Source organism: Pseudomonas sp. RW10S2 (assembly GCF_014268985.1).
Taxonomy (GTDB): domain Bacteria; phylum Pseudomonadota; class Gammaproteobacteria; order Pseudomonadales; family Pseudomonadaceae; genus Aquipseudomonas; species Aquipseudomonas wayambapalatensis.
Window position 1 is genome coordinate 23,990 of record NZ_JABWRO010000038.1, and the last position, 16,791, is coordinate 40,780.

General features: G+C 63.7%; 16 protein-coding genes. 9 read left to right on the forward strand and 7 right to left on the reverse strand.

Translation table 11 applies throughout. From position 1 onward, the window contains the following. Positions 1-37: 37 nt before the first annotated feature. The 4 genes from HU729_RS10870 to HU729_RS10885 all read right to left on the reverse strand — a co-directional run bounded on the left by HU729_RS10870 (position 38) and on the right by HU729_RS10885 (position 2,468). Positions 38-1,369, reverse strand: coding sequence for a deoxyguanosinetriphosphate triphosphohydrolase (locus HU729_RS10870; RefSeq protein WP_186666703.1), 1,332 nt, complete (start codon positions 1,367-1,369; stop codon positions 38-40). Between the two features lie 74 nt (positions 1,370-1,443). Further along, positions 1,444-1,773 carry a hypothetical protein gene (locus HU729_RS10875; protein ID WP_186666702.1) on the reverse strand — a complete coding sequence of 110 codons (330 nt, stop codon included), beginning with the start codon at positions 1,771-1,773 and terminating at the stop codon, positions 1,444-1,446. Continuing rightward, entirely contained in the window at positions 1,770-2,144 is a 375-nt protein-coding gene (locus HU729_RS10880) for a phage holin family protein (RefSeq protein ID WP_186666701.1), read from the reverse strand. The genes HU729_RS10875 and HU729_RS10880 overlap by 4 nt, the downstream gene beginning before the upstream one ends. 9 nt (positions 2,145-2,153) lie before the next feature. Continuing rightward, positions 2,154-2,468, reverse strand: coding sequence for a YqjD family protein (locus tag HU729_RS10885; RefSeq protein ID WP_186666700.1), 315 nt, complete (start codon positions 2,466-2,468; stop codon positions 2,154-2,156). Between the two features lie 312 nt (positions 2,469-2,780). Here HU729_RS10885 and HU729_RS10890 point away from each other — a divergent pair, with 312 nt between their 5' ends. From HU729_RS10890 to HU729_RS10910, 5 genes are all read left to right on the forward strand, one after another. Beyond that, positions 2,781-3,989 carry an ammonium transporter gene (locus tag HU729_RS10890; protein WP_186666699.1) on the forward strand — a complete coding sequence of 403 codons (1,209 nt, stop codon included), beginning with the start codon at positions 2,781-2,783 and terminating at the stop codon, positions 3,987-3,989. A 68-nt stretch (positions 3,990-4,057) separates the two neighbouring features. Next, on the forward strand, positions 4,058-4,294 hold the full coding sequence (locus tag HU729_RS10895) for a glutaredoxin family protein (RefSeq protein WP_186709934.1): 237 nt from the start codon (positions 4,058-4,060) through the stop codon (positions 4,292-4,294). An 89-nt stretch (positions 4,295-4,383) separates the two neighbouring features. Then, the gene (locus HU729_RS10900; protein WP_186666697.1) at positions 4,384-4,815 is read left to right on the forward strand and encodes a D-Ala-D-Ala carboxypeptidase family metallohydrolase; all 432 of its coding nucleotides are present in this window, start codon (positions 4,384-4,386) and stop codon (positions 4,813-4,815) included. A 71-nt stretch (positions 4,816-4,886) separates the two neighbouring features. Continuing rightward, on the forward strand, positions 4,887-5,195 hold the full coding sequence (locus HU729_RS10905; RefSeq protein WP_054892451.1) for a hypothetical protein: 309 nt from the start codon (positions 4,887-4,889) through the stop codon (positions 5,193-5,195). A gap of 49 nt (positions 5,196-5,244) precedes the next feature. Beyond that, the gene (locus HU729_RS10910) at positions 5,245-6,129 is read left to right on the forward strand and encodes a pseudouridine synthase (protein WP_186666696.1); all 885 of its coding nucleotides are present in this window, start codon (positions 5,245-5,247) and stop codon (positions 6,127-6,129) included. A gap of 35 nt (positions 6,130-6,164) precedes the next feature. Here HU729_RS10910 and HU729_RS10915 read toward each other — a convergent pair whose 3' ends face one another. From HU729_RS10915 to acnA, 3 genes are all read right to left on the reverse strand, one after another. Beyond that, the gene (locus HU729_RS10915; RefSeq protein WP_186666695.1) at positions 6,165-7,730 is read right to left on the reverse strand and encodes a PAS domain-containing methyl-accepting chemotaxis protein; all 1,566 of its coding nucleotides are present in this window, start codon (positions 7,728-7,730) and stop codon (positions 6,165-6,167) included. A gap of 199 nt (positions 7,731-7,929) precedes the next feature. Continuing rightward, the gene (locus tag HU729_RS10920) at positions 7,930-8,706 is read right to left on the reverse strand and encodes a CPBP family intramembrane glutamic endopeptidase (protein ID WP_186709936.1); all 777 of its coding nucleotides are present in this window, start codon (positions 8,704-8,706) and stop codon (positions 7,930-7,932) included. Between the two features lie 103 nt (positions 8,707-8,809). Beyond that, positions 8,810-11,551, reverse strand: coding sequence for an aconitate hydratase AcnA (acnA, locus tag HU729_RS10925; protein WP_186709937.1), 2,742 nt, complete (start codon positions 11,549-11,551; stop codon positions 8,810-8,812). Positions 11,552-11,765: 214 nt separating this feature from the next. Here acnA and rlmM point away from each other — a divergent pair, with 214 nt between their 5' ends. The 4 genes from rlmM to HU729_RS10945 all read left to right on the forward strand — a co-directional run bounded on the left by rlmM (position 11,766) and on the right by HU729_RS10945 (position 16,743). Further along, positions 11,766-12,830 carry a 23S rRNA (cytidine(2498)-2'-O)-methyltransferase RlmM gene (gene rlmM, locus HU729_RS10930; RefSeq protein ID WP_186709939.1) on the forward strand — a complete coding sequence of 355 codons (1,065 nt, stop codon included), beginning with the start codon at positions 11,766-11,768 and terminating at the stop codon, positions 12,828-12,830. A gap of 81 nt (positions 12,831-12,911) precedes the next feature. Further along, on the forward strand, positions 12,912-13,154 hold the full coding sequence (tusA, locus tag HU729_RS10935; RefSeq protein ID WP_054892445.1) for a sulfurtransferase TusA: 243 nt from the start codon (positions 12,912-12,914) through the stop codon (positions 13,152-13,154). 56 nt (positions 13,155-13,210) lie between these two features. After that, positions 13,211-14,353 carry a 4-phosphoerythronate dehydrogenase PdxB gene (gene pdxB, locus HU729_RS10940; protein WP_186709941.1) on the forward strand — a complete coding sequence of 381 codons (1,143 nt, stop codon included), beginning with the start codon at positions 13,211-13,213 and terminating at the stop codon, positions 14,351-14,353. 194 nt (positions 14,354-14,547) lie between these two features. Continuing rightward, positions 14,548-16,743 carry a TonB-dependent siderophore receptor gene (locus tag HU729_RS10945; RefSeq protein ID WP_186709944.1) on the forward strand — a complete coding sequence of 732 codons (2,196 nt, stop codon included), beginning with the start codon at positions 14,548-14,550 and terminating at the stop codon, positions 16,741-16,743. Positions 16,744-16,791: the final 48 nt, after the last annotated feature.

Here is a 16,791-nt window from a genome sequence, read left to right on the forward strand (position 1 = left end):
GGACGGCAAGCTGCGGCTGACCGTCCCTCGTTGTCTGTCAGTGAGGGCTGGAGCGTCCTGTCATTTCTCCCGCCATTTCACTGGCGTAGCTGTCGGTCATGCCAGCGATGAAGTCGATCATGCGCAGGAAAGCGTTGTGCAGGGAGCCGTGTGGATCGGGGGCGTGGTTGCCGATCAGGTCCAGCACACGCCGACTCTTGAAGGATGGCGTGCGCCCACCGTGTTGTTCCAGCGCTGCCCCGCAGAACGCGTTGAGAAGAATCTCCAGCGTGGTATAGGCGCCGATTTCATGCAGCGTCTTGCGCTTGTCCTGGAAGATCTTCTTGCGCGCGATATCCTTGGCCTGCAGCACACAATGCTGGGCTGGGCCATGCATGTGTTCGACCAGGTCGCCTGCCAGATGCCCGGCCAGCAGCGCCTGTTGCTGCTCGACGAAGGCCTGGGCGGCGGCGTTGGTCAGATGCTCGATGGCCTTGCCGCGCAGAATGGCCAGCTTGCGCCGACGAGAGTCCGACGGACCCAGTTGTCGATAGGTGTCGGGCAGGTCGTCACCGACCAGGTCCAGCAGCAGCGCCTCGACCTCGGCATACTGCAGCAGCTCCATCTCCAGTCCGTCCTCCAGGTCGATCAGCGCGTAGCAGATGTCGTCCGCGGCCTCCATCAGGTACACCAGCGGGTGACGAGCCCAACGTTGTTCCTCGAGCTGCGGCAGGCCCAGTTTGTGGGCGATCTGCTGCAGCAGTGGCAGCTCGCTCTGGTAGCAGCCGAACTTGTGTTTCTTGTACCCCAGCGCGTCGGCATGACGGGCGCTCCATGGGTACTTGAGATAGGTGCCGAGGGTGGCGTAGGTCAGGCGGGTGCCGCCGTCGAACTGGTGGTATTCCAGCTGGGTGAGCACGCGAAAACCCTGGGCGTTACCTTCGAAGTTGAGGAAGTCGGCACGTTGGTCGTCGTTCATGTCGTCGAGCCAACCGCGTCCCGCTGCCTGCTGAAACCAGTGGCGGATGGCGTCTTCGCCGGAGTGGCCGAACGGCGGGTTGCCGATGTCGTGGGCCAGGCAGGCCGACTGCACGATCATGCCCAGGTCGCTTGGTGCACACCAGTCGGGCAGGCTGGCGCGCAGGGTCTCGCCAACCCTCATGCCCAGCGAGCGGCCCACGCAACTGACTTCGAGGGAGTGGGTGAGGCGGGTATGGATGTGGTCGTTGCTCGAAACCGGATGGACCTGGGTCTTGCGCCCCAGGCGGCGGAAGGCGCCGGAGAAGATGATGCGGTCATGGTCCTTGTGGAAGGGGCTGCGCCCCAGTTCTTCAGGGCTGTACAAGGCTTTGCCGAGGCGTTCGCGGTTTAGCAGGGTATGCCAGTCCAAGACTCGATCTCCGTCAGATGATGGCCATAGCTTCCCGTGTCATGGGCACCCGCGCAAGCCGCGGGCGCTTCGTTTCAGCGATGACGGCCATTCTGCAGGAACAGGCGCACCAGGGGCGCCAGGCTGCCACCCAGGCGCAGCAGGCGCGCCAGGTTGCCGCTGCGCACCCCCTTGCCGGTCAGGAAACCCAGGGCGACCACGACGCCCAGGCCCCACAGCGGAGCGTGCTTGATGCCAAGGCCGTCCTGGACCGATGCACCCATGCCGCGCAGGCGCTGAACCGGCTGGAGCAGTTGACCGGACTCGTGGCGAATTTCCTGGCGATGCATTTCCAGGCGCAGGCGCAGCAGTGCCTTGCGCAGCTCGCGGGGGTTACGGGTATTAGGCAGTTCAGGCAGGCTCATGGCAACAGGCGCTCCCGGTCCTTGGCGAGTTCTTCGAGGGTACTGCTGAACGGTGAGGATTCATCGAACACGGCGGCCTTCAGGCGCAGGCCGCAAAAGAGTGCGGCGATGCTGTAGAACACGCAAAGGCCGACGATGCCGGCCAATCGGTAGCTGTCCCACAGCAACACCAGGATCAACCCGGACAGCGCGGTCAACAGGAGCAGGGCAAAAACCAGAGCCAACCCTGCGAATAGCAGCAGGCGCAGGGTACGGCCTTTCTGCTCCTGCAATTCGATGCCGAACAGCTCGATGTGACTGTGCAGCAGCCCCAGGATGGCCGCGCCGAGGCGTTTGCCGGAAGCGCCGGCGCCGATGGCGTCGTTGTCCATGCGTCCTCCTCAGCGGCGGCTGGCGAGCAGGCCGACCAGTAGCCCGACACCGGCTGCGATGCCGATGGCCTGCCATGGGTTTTCCTGGACGTATTCTTCGGCACTGCCCAGCGCAGCCTGGCCACGCTCGCGTACCGACTCCTGGGTCAGTTGCAGGCTTTCGCGGGCTTGCTGCAGGCGGTCGTGGATCTGGCCACGCAGTTCGTCGGCCTGATCGCCCGCCAGATTGGCGGTGTCGGCGAGCAGTTTCTCGGTGTCGCGTACCAGTGCCTGGAAGTCAGCCATCAAGATCTCTTGTGCAGTCTTTGCCGATTTGCTGGCCATGGAGTCTCTCCCTGTCGATGTGTGTGGCTATTTCGAGTAATGAGTGTGGCGGAAGGTTCACCGCTTGTCGCTGGTACGGCGTTTGCTTTGTTCTGCCGTGTCACGGGGCGTCGATGCCAGGCGCTGCCCCGAATGCATGCGAGACCCTGGCGGACACCGATAAACCTTAACCCAATCCACGACAAACCCAAGAAAAAACCACGCCCTGCGTAGTCGGCCTCCCAAAATGGGGCGCACGGCAGGCACCGATCAGGTGCGCGAGCAAGGTTTATGAACTGTCCTGGTGCATTTTTCAGCAGGTCTGCCCACTCCATGGAAAACATGCATAGCGCGATGGACTCCCTCGTCCATGGCTCCAACACCCTGTTCATCCTCATGGGGGCCATTCTGGTCCTGGCCATGCACGCCGGTTTCGCCTTTCTCGAGGTCGGAACCGTGCGGCACAAGAACCAAGTCAATGCCCTGTGCAAGATTCTCAGCGACTTCGCCGTCTCGGCGCTGGTGTATTTCTTCATCGGCTACTGGATCGCCTACGGCGTCAGCTTCTTCCAGCCGGCGGCGGAGCTGGCCAGCGATCATGGCTATGCCTTGGTCAAGTGCTTCTTCCTGCTGACCTTTGCCGCGGCGATCCCGGCAATCATCTCCGGGGGTATCGCCGAGCGCGCGCGCTTTGCCCCGCAGTTGTGCGCCACCGCGCTGATCGTGGCGTTCGTCTACCCGTTTTTCGAAGGGATTGTGTGGAACGGCAACCTGGGCATCCAGGCCTGGTTACAAGCTCGGTTCGGCGCACCCTTCCATGACTTTGCCGGTTCGGTGGTGGTGCATGCCATGGGCGGCTGGCTGGCGCTGGCGGCCGTCATCCTGCTCGGTGCCCGTCGCGGGCGGTACCGTGATGGACGGCTGGTGGCTTTCGCACCTTCCAGTATCCCGTTCCTGGCGTTGGGCTCTTGGATCCTGATCATCGGCTGGTTCGGCTTCAACGTCATGAGCGCACAGACCCTGGAGGGTGTCAGCGGGCTGGTGGCGATCAATTCGCTGATGGCGATGGTGGGCGGCACGCTGTCGGCCTTGCTGGTCGGGCGCAATGACCCAGGCTTCCTGCACAATGGCCCGCTGGCCGGATTGGTGGCGGTGTGTGCCGGTTCCGATCTCATGCACCCGGTTGGCGCGCTGATGACCGGGCTGGTGGCGGGAGCGCTGTTCGTGTGGTGCTTCACTGCCTCGCAGAATCGCTGGAAAGTCGACGATGTGCTGGGCGTGTGGCCGTTGCACGGTGTGTGTGGCGTATGGGGCGGTCTGGCGTGCGGCATCTTCGGGCAGACGACGCTCGGGGGGCTGGGCGGTATCAGCCTGCTGAGCCAGTTGCTCGGCAGCCTGGCCGGCTTGCTGGTGGCCTTGGCCGGTGGCTTTGCCGTGTACGGCTTGGTCAGGGCGGTTCACGGGTTGCGCTTGAGCCATGAGCAGGAGTTCCAGGGCGCGGACCTGTCTGTGCACCGTATCGGCGCCACCAGCCAGGATTGAGCGGCAGATGCAGGCTGTTCCCGGCGAGCCTAGAATGAGCGTTTCTTCAGTGGACCCGGGAACTGACCATGCTGCCTGAATGCCAACTGTTCGGCACCTTGGGGTGTCATTTGTGTGAAGTGGCGGAAGCCGTGCTGATGCCGTTCGTCGAGCACGGTTTGTTGGTCGAACTGGTGGATATCGCCGACGACGAAGCCACGGTCGAGCGTTACGGCTTGATCATTCCTGTCTTGCGTCGCTGCGACAGTGGCACTGAACTGCCCTGGCCGTTCGATGCGCAGCAGGTGGTGGCCTTCCTCAGGTGACAGTGCGCAGGGGAGTGCTTCCTTCATCCCGTTCCTGTGGCCCTGGTCGATGATGTCGGCTCGACAAAACCGAGCACCAGGGAGGCATCATGTTCCTTACGCCGCACTTCACGCTCAAAGAGATGACGTTTTCGCAGGCCGCTGTCCGCAACGCCGTACCCAACGATCCCGATCCCGAGGCCTTGGCCAATCTGCGCTTGTTGTGCGAGGTGCTTGAACAAGTGCGGGCCTTGGTAGGCTCCCCGATCCTGATCACCAGCGCCTTTCGCAATGAAGCCGTGAACCAGCTTGTGGGCGGCGTGCATAACAGTGCGCACCGCACGGGCCTTGCTGCCGACATCTGTGCGAAAGCGATGACCGCCCGGCAACTGGCCGAATGCATCCGCGACAGCTCCATTGCGTTCGATCAACTGATCCTGGAGTTCGACAGCTGGGTTCACTTGGCCATTTCACTCGACAACCCAAGGCGCCAGGTAATGACCGTTCGCAAGGGAACCGGCTACTTGCCGGGCTTGCAATGAGTCGTTGCGCATTGACGGCAGGGATATCACATTCGTATGCTGTATAAAGATACAGTAAATGGGGTGAGGCGATGCACAATGTCGAGCAACTGAAGTACAGCGTCAACCGCATGCCCCCGGAAGCGGTGTGCGATGCGGTGCTCGAGCTGCGCATGGAGGGCTTGGTGACCGACGACCGTACCCCGTTCGGCAAGGTCCATTTCAATACCTGCTTTGCCGAGATCGAGGCGCTGTTCCAGCGAGCAGGTTTTCATCGCCCGCTGGATGTCGTCGGTTACGAGGGGGTGGTCTACGCCCTCTATGATGCCGGACGCTGGGAGGCGGTACAGGTGTTGCGTTGGCTCAAGTCACGCTGTGAGCAAGTTGGCGAGGCTGGTTGAGTGAGCGGGCATTGGCGATAATGCCCGCTCATTGATTACCGAGCCTGCCATGTCCACGCCGTTTGACCCTGCTCACCAGCAAGCCAGTACCGTTTGTCTGCCACCTGGCCATTGGGCCACGGTACTCGATTGCCTGTGCGATCACTTCAAGGGCATTGGCCGTGACCAATGGCTCGATCGCTTCAGTCGAGGGCGAGTGCTCGACGCCGAGGGCAGGGCAGTGGCGGCCGATCTGCCGTATCGGCGTGGCATGCGTCTGCACTACTTTCGTGAAGTCCCCAATGAAAAGCCCATTCCGTTCCAGGAAACGATCCTGCATTGCGATGAGCACCTGGTGGTGGCGGACAAACCGCATTTCCTGCCGGTCACGCCCACGGGCGAATATGTCGAGCATACCCTGCTGCGGCGCCTGATCCGTCGTCTGGACAATCCCCACCTGGTGCCGTTGCACCGCATCGACCGCCATACAGCGGGGCTGGTGCTGTTCTCGTCCAACCCGCAGTCGCGCAGCGCCTATCAGCGGCTGTTTCCCGAGCGGCGCATCGACAAACGCTACCAGGCCATCGCTGCACCGCTGCCGACGCAGGCATTTCCGTTGGTGCACCGTAGTCGGCTGGAGCATGGTGAGCCGTTCTTTCGCATGCGTGAGGTCGAAGGGATGGCCAACAGCGAGACCCTGGCCGAGGTCCTGGAGAAGAACGGTAACCTGTGGCGCTACGGACTCTCGCCCGTGACCGGCAAGACCCATCAGTTGAGGGTGCACATGGCGGCGCTGGGGGCCGGGATCAGCAACGACCCGTTCTACCCGACATTGCTCGAGGGTGAGGACGATTACGAGCGGCCGTTGAAGCTGCTGGCGCAAAGTCTGCGCTTCGAGGACCCGCTGACGGGTGAAATGCGGTATTTCCAGAGCCGATTGAGCCTGGACTGGTAAAAAAGGGCTGCCCGAGGCAGCCCTTTTTTTGTCGCTTAGCGGTTGAACCGCTCCACCAGCGAGTATTGCGTTCCCGCCGTACTGGTCAGCTCTTCACTGAGCAGTGCCGAATGCTGCGCCTGCTCTGCGGTCTGGTCGGCCAGGTCGGCAATGGTGCTGATGTTGCGGCTGATCTCGTCCGCCACTGCGGTCTGCTCCTCGGTGGCAGCAGCGATCTGGGTCGCCATGTCGGTGATGTTGGCCACCGCTTCGCTGATCCCCACCAGCGCCTGGTCGGCCTGCATCACCCGCTCCACGCCTTCCTCGGCCTGACGGTGGCCGGTCTCCATGGTTTGCACAGCGTTGCTGGCTGTCTGCTGGAGCTTGGCGATCAGGCCGTGGATCTGGCCGGTGGATTCGGCGGTACGTTGCGCCAACTGGCGCACTTCGTCGGCAACCACGGCGAAGCCCCGGCCCATTTCACCCGCGCGAGCCGCTTCGATGGCGGCATTGAGCGCCAGCAGGTTGGTCTGGTCGGCGATGCCCTTGATCACATCGACCACACCACCGATCTCGTCGCTGTCCTTGGCCAGCTGGGTGACGGTCTGGCCGGTTTCACCCACTGCTGCCGAGAGGCGTTCGATGGCTTCGCGGGTTTCCCCGGCGATCTGGCGCCCCTGGCTGGTCAGCCGATTGGCTTCCTGGGTGGCATCGGCGGTGCGCTGCACGTGGTTGGCCACTTCTTGCGTCGTGGCGGCCATCTGGTTGACGGCAGCGGCGACCTGCTCGGTCTCCACACGCTGGCGCTCCAGCCCCGACGAACTCTTGTGCGCCAGCACATCGGATTGGCGCGCCTGGTCGCTCAGGTGCTCGGCGCTGTCCTGCAGGCGGGTGAGGCAGGTCTTGAGGCGCGACTCCTGGCTGAGCATGGCCATTTCCAGGCGCGCCTGCACGCCACGGCTGTCGGTGAACATCTGCGCGATCAGCGGGTCGGAGGTGGTCTGTTCGGCCAGGCGCAACAGGCGCTTGAGGCCGCGCTGCTGCCAGGTCAGGCCAAGCAGGCCGAGAGGGACGGAAACGGCCGCGGCCAGGGCAAAGCCCCAGGAGTGGCCGAGCCAGTTGCCGATGAGGAAGCCGATCTGGCTGATGAGAATGAACGGCAGCCAGTCCTGCAGCACCGGCAACCACTTGTCACGGCGCGGCACCGCCGACTTGCCCTGGTTCAGGCGTTGGTACAGTGCTTCGGCACGGCGGATCTGCTCGGCGGTCGGCTTGATCCGAACGGATTCGAAGCCGACCACCTGGTTGTTCTCGAAGATCGGTGTGACGTAGGCGTTGACCCAGTAATGGTCGCCTGACTTGCAGCGGTTCTTGACGATCCCCATCCACGGCAGGCCCTGCTTGAGGGTCTGCCACATGTGGGCGAACACCGCCGAGGGCACGTCAGGGTGGCGTACCAGATTGTGTGGCGCACCCGTGAGTTCTTCGCGTGAGAAACCGCTGATTTCGATGAAGGCATCGTTGCAGTAGGTGATCACGCCTTTGGCGTTGGTGGTGGAAATCAACCGCTGCTGGGCAGGGAAAGTCCGTTCTCTCTGGGTAATCGGCTGGTTGTTACGCATTGGCTGTTCAATCCGCAAGGCTTTCCACAGGTATCGGCAAGCCCATGGTTTTATTGAATGATTATTTAACTTACTTGACCTGGGACAGTGGGTGGCTACGAGCCATCAGCTAGGGAGTCGGCTTGTTGCTTGCAGTTGCACCCAAGATGTCAGCATTTTTAACGATTTATGACGTTATGGTCCGATCATGACCCATTGCTCAGGCCGGGGCCAGCATCGGATAGGTAAACAGTGCGAAGTGGGTCAGGTTGACGGCGAAATGGCACAGCACCGCAGCGGGCAAGCCGCCGAGTCGATACGCCAGGCCGTAGCCGACGCCTGCAAGGCTTGCCAGGTAGAACCACTGCCAGCCGCTGGCCAGATGCGCCAGGCCGAACAACAGTGCGGCCGCGATCAGTGCAAGCCCCTGATGCCTGAACAGGCGTTGCAGCCCACCCTGGATATAGCCGCGGAACAGCAGCTCTTCGGTCAGGCTGACCAGCAACAGGTTGTTCAGGGCCCATATCCAGGTTTGTTCCGGCCATTTCGGCGCCCACCCCACCATTCCAAGCGACCAGGCGCCACCCAGGCAGGCCATCAGGGTCAGCGGCAGTACCAGCCCGACACTGGAAAGCACGCCGCGTCCGCGCAGGGTCAGGACCCATGGGCAGGCCAGCAGAAGCCAGAAGCCGATCAGTGGCTTGTCCAGGTTCAGGTACATGGAAAACGGTAGCGCGCCTTCGCTGAATACCACCCTGTCGATGACCTTCGCACTTGCGAAACCGGGCAACCAGTGCGACGCCAGGGCGCCGACCAGAATGATGAACAAGGTGTGCCCAAGGGCCCGCTGCCAGCCCGAGCGCTGTCGCACCAGCAGTGCGGTGCAACACAGGGCGAGCAAGGCGGGCAGGGCGGCCAGGCCCAAATGACCATGGAGCAGGGCCACGGCATAACCGAGACCAAGCAGGGCGAGGGCGATCCAGTGGGCAGGCGACATCTGTAATCCGGTTAGCGGCAAATCGATATGATGGTTTGACTCACCCCGAGGACGCCAGGACACGTCGCAGAGGCATCGCGAGCGAACCCGCGATGCCTTCCCTTCAACCGGCGATCAGTTGCCGCAGCACGTAGTGCAGAATCCCGCCCGACTTGAAGTACTCGACTTCATTGAGCGTGTCGATCCGGCACAGCACCTCGATCTCCTGCGGCTGGCCATCCTCGCGCAGGATGCGCAACTGCAGGGTCATGCCCGGGCGGATCTGCGCGCCGGTCAGCCCTAGTACGTCGATGCGCTCCTTGCCGGTCAGGCCCAGGCGCTTGCGATCATCCCCGGCCTTGAACTGCAAGGGCAGTACACCCATGCCCACCAGGTTGGAGCGGTGGATGCGCTCGAAGCTTTCGGCCAGCACGGCCTTGACCCCCAGCAGGTTAGTGCCCTTGGCAGCCCAGTCGCGGCTGGAGCCGGTGCCGTATTCCTGCCCGGCGATCACCACCAGCGGCGTGCCTTCTGCCTGGTAGCGCATGGCTGCATCGTAGATCGACAGTTTTTCGCCGCTGGGCACATGCAGTGTATTGCCGCCTTCCTCGCCGCCGAGCATTTCGTTGCGGATGCGGATGTTGGCAAAGGTGCCGCGCATCATCACTTCGTGGTTGCCGCGACGTGAGCCGTAGGAGTTGAAGTCACGCGGCTCTACGCCCTTGTCGCGCAGGTAGCGGCCGGCCGGGCTGTCGGCCTTGATGTTGCCTGCCGGGGAAATATGGTCGGTGGTCACCGAATCGCCGAGCAGCGCGAGGATGCGCGCCCCGTGCACGTCGCCGATGTCCGGCAGCGGGCCGCCGATATCGTCGAAGAAGGGCGGGTGCTGGATGTAGGTGGAGTCGTCCTGCCAGACGTAGGTGGCGGCCTGGGGCACTTCGATGGCCTGCCACTGGGCGTCACCGGCGAACACCTCGGCATACTCCTTGTGGAACATGGCGGTATCGACCTTGGCCACCGCGTCGGCAATTTCCTGCTGGCTGGGCCAGATATCGCGCAGGTACACCGGCTGGCCGTCCTTGCCAGTGCCCAGGGCATCCTGAGTGAGATCCACGCGCACGCTGCCGGCCAGGGCATAGGCGACTACCAGCGGTGGTGAGGCCAGCCAGTTGGTCTTGACCAGTGGGTGCACCCGGCCTTCGAAGTTACGGTTGCCCGACAGCACCGAGGCCACGGTCAGGTCAGCGCTGCCGATGGCTTTCTCGATGGCGTCGTCCAGTGGACCGGAGTTGCCGATGCAGGTGGTGCAGCCATAGCCGACCAGGTCGAAGCCCAACTGGTCCAGGTAGGGGGTAAGGCCGGCCGCCTTGAAGTAGTCGGTGACCACTTTCGAGCCTGGCGCCAGCGAACTCTTGACCCAGGGTTTGCGTGCCAGGCCTTTCTCGATGGCTTTCTTGGCGACCAGCCCGGCGGCCATCATCACGCTGGGGTTGGAGGTGTTGGTACAGGAGGTGATGGCCGCGATTACCACCGCGCCGTCGCGCAGTTTGTGGGTCTGGCCATTGTGCGTGTAGTCGATCTCGCCGGCTTGGTCGGCATTGCCCACGGCAACACCGCCACCTCCTTCGCTTTCCAGGCGTCCGACCTCTTTGGCCAGGGGTTTGGGTTGCAGTTCGATGAAGCCGTCGAAGGCCTGGCTGACCTTGGACAGCGCCACTCGGTCCTGCGGGCGCTTGGGCCCGGCGAGGCTGGCTTCGACCTCGTGCATGTCCAGCGCCAGGCTGTCGCTGAACAGCGGTTCCTGGCCCGGCTGGCGCCACAGGCCCTGGGCTTTGCAGTAGGCTTCGACCAGTTGCACGGTCTCGTCAGGGCGACCGGACAGGCGCAGGTAGTCGAGGGTGACGTCATCGACCGGGAAGAAGCCGCAGGTGGCGCCGTATTCCGGCGCCATGTTGGCGATGGTGGCGCGGTCGGCCAGGGGCAGGTCGGCCAGGCCGTCGCCATAGAATTCGACGAACTTTCCGACCACCCCCTTCTTGCGCAGCATCTGCGTGACCGTCAGCACCAGGTCGGTGGCGGTGATGCCTTCGCGCAGTTTGCCGGTGAGCTTGAAACCGATCACCTCGGGTATCAGCATCGACACCGGCTGGCCGAGCATCGCCGCCTCCGCCTCGATGCCGCCGACACCCCAGCCGAGCACGCCCAGGCCGTTGATCATGGTGGTGTGCGAGTCGGTGCCGACTAGGGTGTCGGGGAAGGCGTAGGTGCGCCCGTCTTCCTCGCGGGTCCACACGGTGCGGCCGAGGTACTCCAGGTTGACTTGATGGCAGATACCCGTGCCCGGCGGCACCACGCGGAAGTTATCGAAGGCACTCTGGCCCCAGCGCAGGAAGGCGTAGCGTTCGCCGTTGCGCTGCATCTCGATGTCGACGTTCTGTTCGAAGGCTTCGGCGGTGGCGTAGCGGTCGACCATCACCGAGTGGTCGATCACCAGGTCCACCGGCGACAGCGGGTTGATCCGCTGCGGATCGCCGCCAGCCTTGGCCATGGCCGCACGCATGGCGGCCAGGTCGACCACGGCGGGCACGCCGGTGAAGTCCTGCATCAGTACCCGCGCGGGGCGATACTGGATCTCGCGGTCGGAGCGCCGCTCTTTCAGCCAGCCGGCCAGCGCTCGCAAGTCGTCGCCGGTGACGGTTTTACCGTCTTCCCAGCGCAGCAGGTTTTCCAGCAGGACCTTGAGCGACATGGGCAGGCGTTGCAGGTCGCCCAACTGGCTGGCGGCCTCGGTGAGGCTGAAATAGTGGTAGGCGCGGTCGGCCACCTGGAGGGTCTTGAGGGTTTTCAGGCTATCGAGCGAGGGCATTGCCAACTCCTTGTGCTCCGGTGCCCGGCAGTCGTGGTTGCCGGTGTCACCGCTCTGTATCGGCCCGCACGGCACGGGCCAGGCTGAACAGTCAGGTTAGACCGCTTTGGCGGGCCTGACGTTGTTCTGGACCTGCGGGGCGTGTCGCAGGTTCCGAACTTCCTTTATCATTCGCCGCCCTGACGCTGTCTGCGCCAGAGATGTGGAGTAAGAGATGAATACCCTGTTCATGCATTGCCGGCCCGGCTTCGAGGGCGAGGTCTGCGCCGAAATCAGCGAACACGCCGCGCACCTGGGTGTGGCCGGCTATGCCAAGGGCAAGCCGCAGAGCGCCAGCGCCGAGTTCGTTTGCCTCGACGAGGGCGGCGCCGAACGTCTGATGCGTGAGCTGCGCTTCGACCGGCTGATCTTTCCGCGCCAATGGGCGCGCGGCGACTTCGTCGAGCTGCCGGAAACCGACCGGATCAGCGTGCTGCTCGAACACCTGGCGGGCCTGCCGGTGTGTGGCAGCCTGTGGCTGGAGGTGCTCGACAGCAACGATGGCAAGGAGCTGTCGACCTTCTGCCGCAAGTTCGAAGTGCCGCTGCGCAAGGCGCTGGAGAAAGCCGGGCGCCTGGTCGATGACGCCAGCAAACCACGTCTGCTGCTGACCTTCATCAGCGGTCGGCGGGTGTTTCTCGGCTTGGCCGAGGCGGGCAATTCGGCGCTTTGGCCGATGGGCATCCCACGCCTGAAGTTCCCGCGCGAGGCGCCGAGCCGCTCGACCCTCAAGCTTGAAGAAGCCTGGCATCAGTTCATTCCGCGCGATCAATGGGACCAACGCCTGAACGACGACATGACCGGCGTCGACCTGGGCGCCTCGCCGGGCGGTTGGACCTACCAACTGGTCAAGCGCGGCATGCTGGTCACCGCCATCGACAACGGTCCGATGGCCGAAAGCCTGATGGACACCGGGCTGGTGCAGCACCTGATGGCCGACGGCTTTACCTGGAAGCCCAAGCAGACCGTTGACTGGATGGTCTGCGACATCGTCGAGAAGCCCGCACGCACGGCCTCGCTGATCGAAACCTGGCTGGGCGAGGGGTTGTGCCGCGAGGCCGTGGTCAATCTCAAACTGCCAATGAAGCAGCGTCACGCCGAAGTGCGCAAGTTGCTCGATCGCATCGAGGCGTCGTTCAAGGCGCGCAAGGTCAAGGTGTCGATCGCCTGCAAGCAGCTGTACCACGACCGTGAAGAGGTCACTTGCCACCTTCGCCGGCTCGACCTCAAGCCGCGCTGAAGCGATCGGGGCCGTGCTGCGGCCCCTGTTTGACCTGCACGCGGTTTGCGCGACAATACCCCTCAATTTGCGGAGCCCACCATGACCGACTTCACCCCAGACGCGACCCTCGACGCCACCGGCCTGAACTGTCCGGAGCCGGTGATGATGCTGCATCAGCACGTGCGCAACCTCGCTGCCGGCGGCCTGCTCAAGGTCATCGCCACCGACCCCTCGACCCGCCGCGACATCCCCAAGTTCTGCACCTTCCTCGGCCATGAACTGGTGCAACAGCAGGAAGACGCCGGCACCTACCTGTACTGGATACGCAAGAAGGCCGACTGAGCTGGATCGCGTCGGCCACAGCGCCTACACTGCGCTCCCCTGACAGGAGAGCACCCATGCTGATCGTTGCCGACGAAAATATCCCGCTGCTCGATGCCTTCTTCGCTGGATTCGGCGAAATCCGCCGTTACCCCGGCCGGGCCATCGATGCCGCCTGCGTCAGGGATGCCGATCTGCTGCTGGTGCGCTCGGTCACCCGCGTCGACCGGCAACTGCTCGAAGGCAGCAAGGTGCGCTTCGTCGGCACTTGCACCATCGGCACCGACCACCTCGATCTCGACTACTTCGCCCTGGCCGGTATCCACTGGAGCAGCGCGCCTGGCTGCAACGCCCGCGGCGTGGTGGACTACGTGCTGGGCAGCCTGCTGACCCTGGCCGAGCTCGATGGCGTGGAGCTGCCCAAGCGGGTGTATGGCGTGGTCGGAGCCGGTGAGGTGGGCGGGCGTCTGGTCCGTGTACTGCGGGGCCTGGGCTGGCGGGTGCTGGTGTGCGATCCCCTGCGCGCAGCCAGCGAAGAGGGCGATTTCGTCAGCCTGGACACGTTGCTTGAGCAGTGTGACACCATCAGCCTGCATACCCCGCTGCAACGCGGCGGCGAACATCCGACCTGGCATCTGCTCGGTGCGCAGCAACTGGCCCGCCTGCGCCCAGGGGCCTGGCTGATCAATGCCAGCCGCGGGCCGGTGGTGGACAACGACGCCCTGCGCGAGCTGCTGCTGCACCGCGAGGATGTCCACGCGGTGCTGGATGTTTGGGAGGGCGAGCCGCAGGTCGACCTGGCGCTGGCCGACCTGTGCACCCTGGCCACGCCGCATATCGCTGGCTACAGCCTCGATGGCAAGCAGCGCGGGACCGCGCAGATCTACCAGGCTTTCTGCCGTTCGCAAGGTTTGCCGGAGCAGGTGCAACTGGCCGACCTGCTGCCGTCGCCAGCTCTGGCACGCCTGGACTTCGATGCCAGCGCCGACCCGGCCTGGGCGCTGGCAACCCTGTGCCGTGCGGTCTACGACCCGCGTCGCGACGATGCGGATTTTCGTCGCAGCCTGAGCGAGGATCCCACCGAGCAACGTGCGGCTTTCGACCTGCTGCGCAAGCAGTATCCGGTCCGTCGCGAGATCGAAGGGCTGGCGGTACGGGTACAGGGTGACGCGCCACAGCTGGTGCAGGCCATCAATGCTTTGGGCGCGGTGCTGGTCTAGCCCGCCTCGGGTACGGGTGTCTGCCAGTCGGGTTTACGGGCAATCTGTAAATTTCGTAAATAAGATTTAAACCTATTTGAGAATCGTTATATTCACCATCCCTGACGGACCCGCCTTTTGCCGGGCCGGTGGGCGAGGGGCCCGCCGACCGGGGCGTGGCTTGCTTCTCGCACACGATTTCAGGAGATGTACCGATGCACACCCGATCTTCCTCGCACCGCCTGGCCCTGGCCATCGTCGCCCTGGCCGCGCCTGTGGCAGCGACTTCAGCATTCGCCGAGCAGGCGCTGGTAATCGAGGATACGCTGGTGACCGCCGAGCGCGAAGCGCGCCAGGCGCTGGGATCGTCGGTCATCACCGAAGAGGACATCAAGCGCCGCCCGCCGGCCAATGACCTGTCCGACATCATCCGCCGCGAACCGGGGGTCAACCTCACCGGTAACAGTGCCAGTGGCGCCCGTGGCAACAACCGGCAGATCGACCTGCGCGGCATGGGCCCGGAAAACACCCTGATCCTGATCGATGGCAAGCCATCGAGTGCACGCAACGCGGTGCGCTATGGCTGGAACGGCGACCGCGATACCCGCGGCGAAACCAACTGGGTGCCAGCCGAAGCGGTCGAGCGCATCGAGATCTTGCGTGGCCCTGCGGCGGCGCGCTATGGCTCGGGTGCGATGGGCGGGGTGGTCAACATCATCACCAAGCGCCCCAGCGAAGCACTCAAGGGCAATGTCAGCCTGTACACCCTGATGCCGGAGGACAGCGCCGAGGGCGCCAGCCGCCGGGCCAACTTCAACCTCGGTGGCGGCCTGACCGACACGCTTGGTTTTCGTCTCTACGGCGGCCTGGCCAAGACCGACGCCGACGATCTGGACATCAACGCCGCACACGCCGGCAGCTCGACCGTGGCGGGGCGCGAGGGTGTGCGCAACAAGGATATCAACGGCCTGCTGAGCTGGAAGCTCAACGACGAGCATCGCCTGGAAATGAGCGCAGGCTACAGCCGCCAGGGCAATATCTACGCTGGCGACACCATGAACAGCAACGGCGGTGGCAACCCGGAACTGATCTCCAGCCTGTATGGCCACGAGACCAACGTGATGCAGCGCAACACCTACGACCTGACCCACCTGGGTGATTTCACCTGGGGCACCAGCAAGACCGTGCTGGCCTATGAATACGTGCGCAACTGGCGCTTGAATGAGGGCATGGCCGGGCGTACCGAAGGGGCGATCAACGGCAACGATGCGGCATTCTCGCGCTTGCGCAACACGCGCCTGTCGAGCGAGGTCAACCTGCCGTTCGCAATGGGTGCCACGGAGCACGTGCTGACCGTCGGCGGCGAGTACCTCTATGAAACCCTCAACGACCAGGGCTCGCTTCGTCCGCAAAGCTCCGACCCAACAGGTACTGGCAATAACGCGATCGAAGGCTTCGACCGCAGCGATTCGAAGATGCAGGCACGCAGCCATGCCTTTTTCGTCGAGGACAACATCATCATCGGCGCAACCACCGTCACTCCTGGCCTGCGTTTCGATCACCACGAGACGTTCGGCGACAACTTCAGCCCCAGCTTGAACCTGTCGCACAAGATCACCGACGAACTGACCTTCAAGGGCGGCATCGCCCGTGCCTACAAGACGCCGAACCTGTACCAGTCCAACCCCAACTACCTGCTCTACAGCCGCGGCAATGGCTGCAGCGTGCGGCAGACCAACTCCGGCGGCTGTTACCTGCAGGGCAACGCCGACCTCAAGCCTGAGATCAGCGTCAACAAGGAGATCGGCCTGCTGTATGACCGCGGCACCTGGCGCACCAGCGCGACCTATTTCCGCAACGACTACCAGAACAAGATCATCGGCGGCACCGATGTGGTCTACGCGATCAATGGCGGCAGCCGTGTGACCCAGTGGGAAAACGCCGGCAAGGCGCGGGTGGAAGGTCTCGAGGGCAACCTGTTCATCGAGCTGACCCCGAGCCTGGACTGGAACACCAACCTGACCTGGATGCTCGACAACGACAACCGTGAAACTGGCGAGCCGCTGTCGGTGATCCCCGAGTACACGGTCAACACCACCCTGGACTGGCGCGCGACCGACAAGCTGTCGCTGCAGTTGGCGGGCACCTGGTTCGGCAAGCAGAAGTCGCCGACCTGGAACTATCGCACCCAGGAGCGCTATGACGATGCGGCGCAGAAGGACGTCGAGGCCTATGGGCTGGTGGATGTCAGTGCCGGGTACAGGTTCAACGCCAACTACGATGTACGGGTGGGGGTGAACAACCTGTTCGACAAGCAGATCCTGCGCGGCGGCAATGCCAGCAGCGCAGGTGCCAACACCTACAACCAGCCGGGCAGGGCGCTGTTTGCGGCGTTGAATATTTCGTTCTGATATGTGTAGGAGCGGGCTCGTCCCGCGATCGGGCGCGAAGCGGCCGTA

Coding starts and splice junctions, on each gene's coding strand:
- HU729_RS10875 (WP_186666702.1), bottom strand. CDS start 1,773: ATGAGCCTGCCTGAACTGCCTAATACCCGTAACCCCCGCGAGCTGCGC.
- HU729_RS10880 (WP_186666701.1), bottom strand. CDS start 2,144: ATGGACAACGACGCCATCGGCGCCGGCGCTTCCGGCAAACGCCTCGGC.
- HU729_RS10885 (WP_186666700.1), bottom strand. CDS start 2,468: ATGGCCAGCAAATCGGCAAAGACTGCACAAGAGATCTTGATGGCTGAC.
- HU729_RS10890 (WP_186666699.1), top strand. CDS start 2,781: ATGGAAAACATGCATAGCGCGATGGACTCCCTCGTCCATGGCTCCAAC.
- HU729_RS10895 (WP_186709934.1), top strand. CDS start 4,058: ATGCTGCCTGAATGCCAACTGTTCGGCACCTTGGGGTGTCATTTGTGT.
- HU729_RS10900 (WP_186666697.1), top strand. CDS start 4,384: ATGTTCCTTACGCCGCACTTCACGCTCAAAGAGATGACGTTTTCGCAG.
- HU729_RS10905 (WP_054892451.1), top strand. CDS start 4,887: ATGCACAATGTCGAGCAACTGAAGTACAGCGTCAACCGCATGCCCCCG.
- HU729_RS10910 (WP_186666696.1), top strand. CDS start 5,245: ATGTCCACGCCGTTTGACCCTGCTCACCAGCAAGCCAGTACCGTTTGT.
- HU729_RS10915 (WP_186666695.1), bottom strand. CDS start 7,730: ATGCGTAACAACCAGCCGATTACCCAGAGAGAACGGACTTTCCCTGCC.
- HU729_RS10920 (WP_186709936.1), bottom strand. CDS start 8,706: ATGTCGCCTGCCCACTGGATCGCCCTCGCCCTGCTTGGTCTCGGTTAT.
- acnA (WP_186709937.1), bottom strand. CDS start 11,551: ATGCCCTCGCTCGATAGCCTGAAAACCCTCAAGACCCTCCAGGTGGCC.
- rlmM (WP_186709939.1), top strand. CDS start 11,766: ATGAATACCCTGTTCATGCATTGCCGGCCCGGCTTCGAGGGCGAGGTC.
- tusA (WP_054892445.1), top strand. CDS start 12,912: ATGACCGACTTCACCCCAGACGCGACCCTCGACGCCACCGGCCTGAAC.
- pdxB (WP_186709941.1), top strand. CDS start 13,211: ATGCTGATCGTTGCCGACGAAAATATCCCGCTGCTCGATGCCTTCTTC.
- HU729_RS10945 (WP_186709944.1), top strand. CDS start 14,548: ATGCACACCCGATCTTCCTCGCACCGCCTGGCCCTGGCCATCGTCGCC.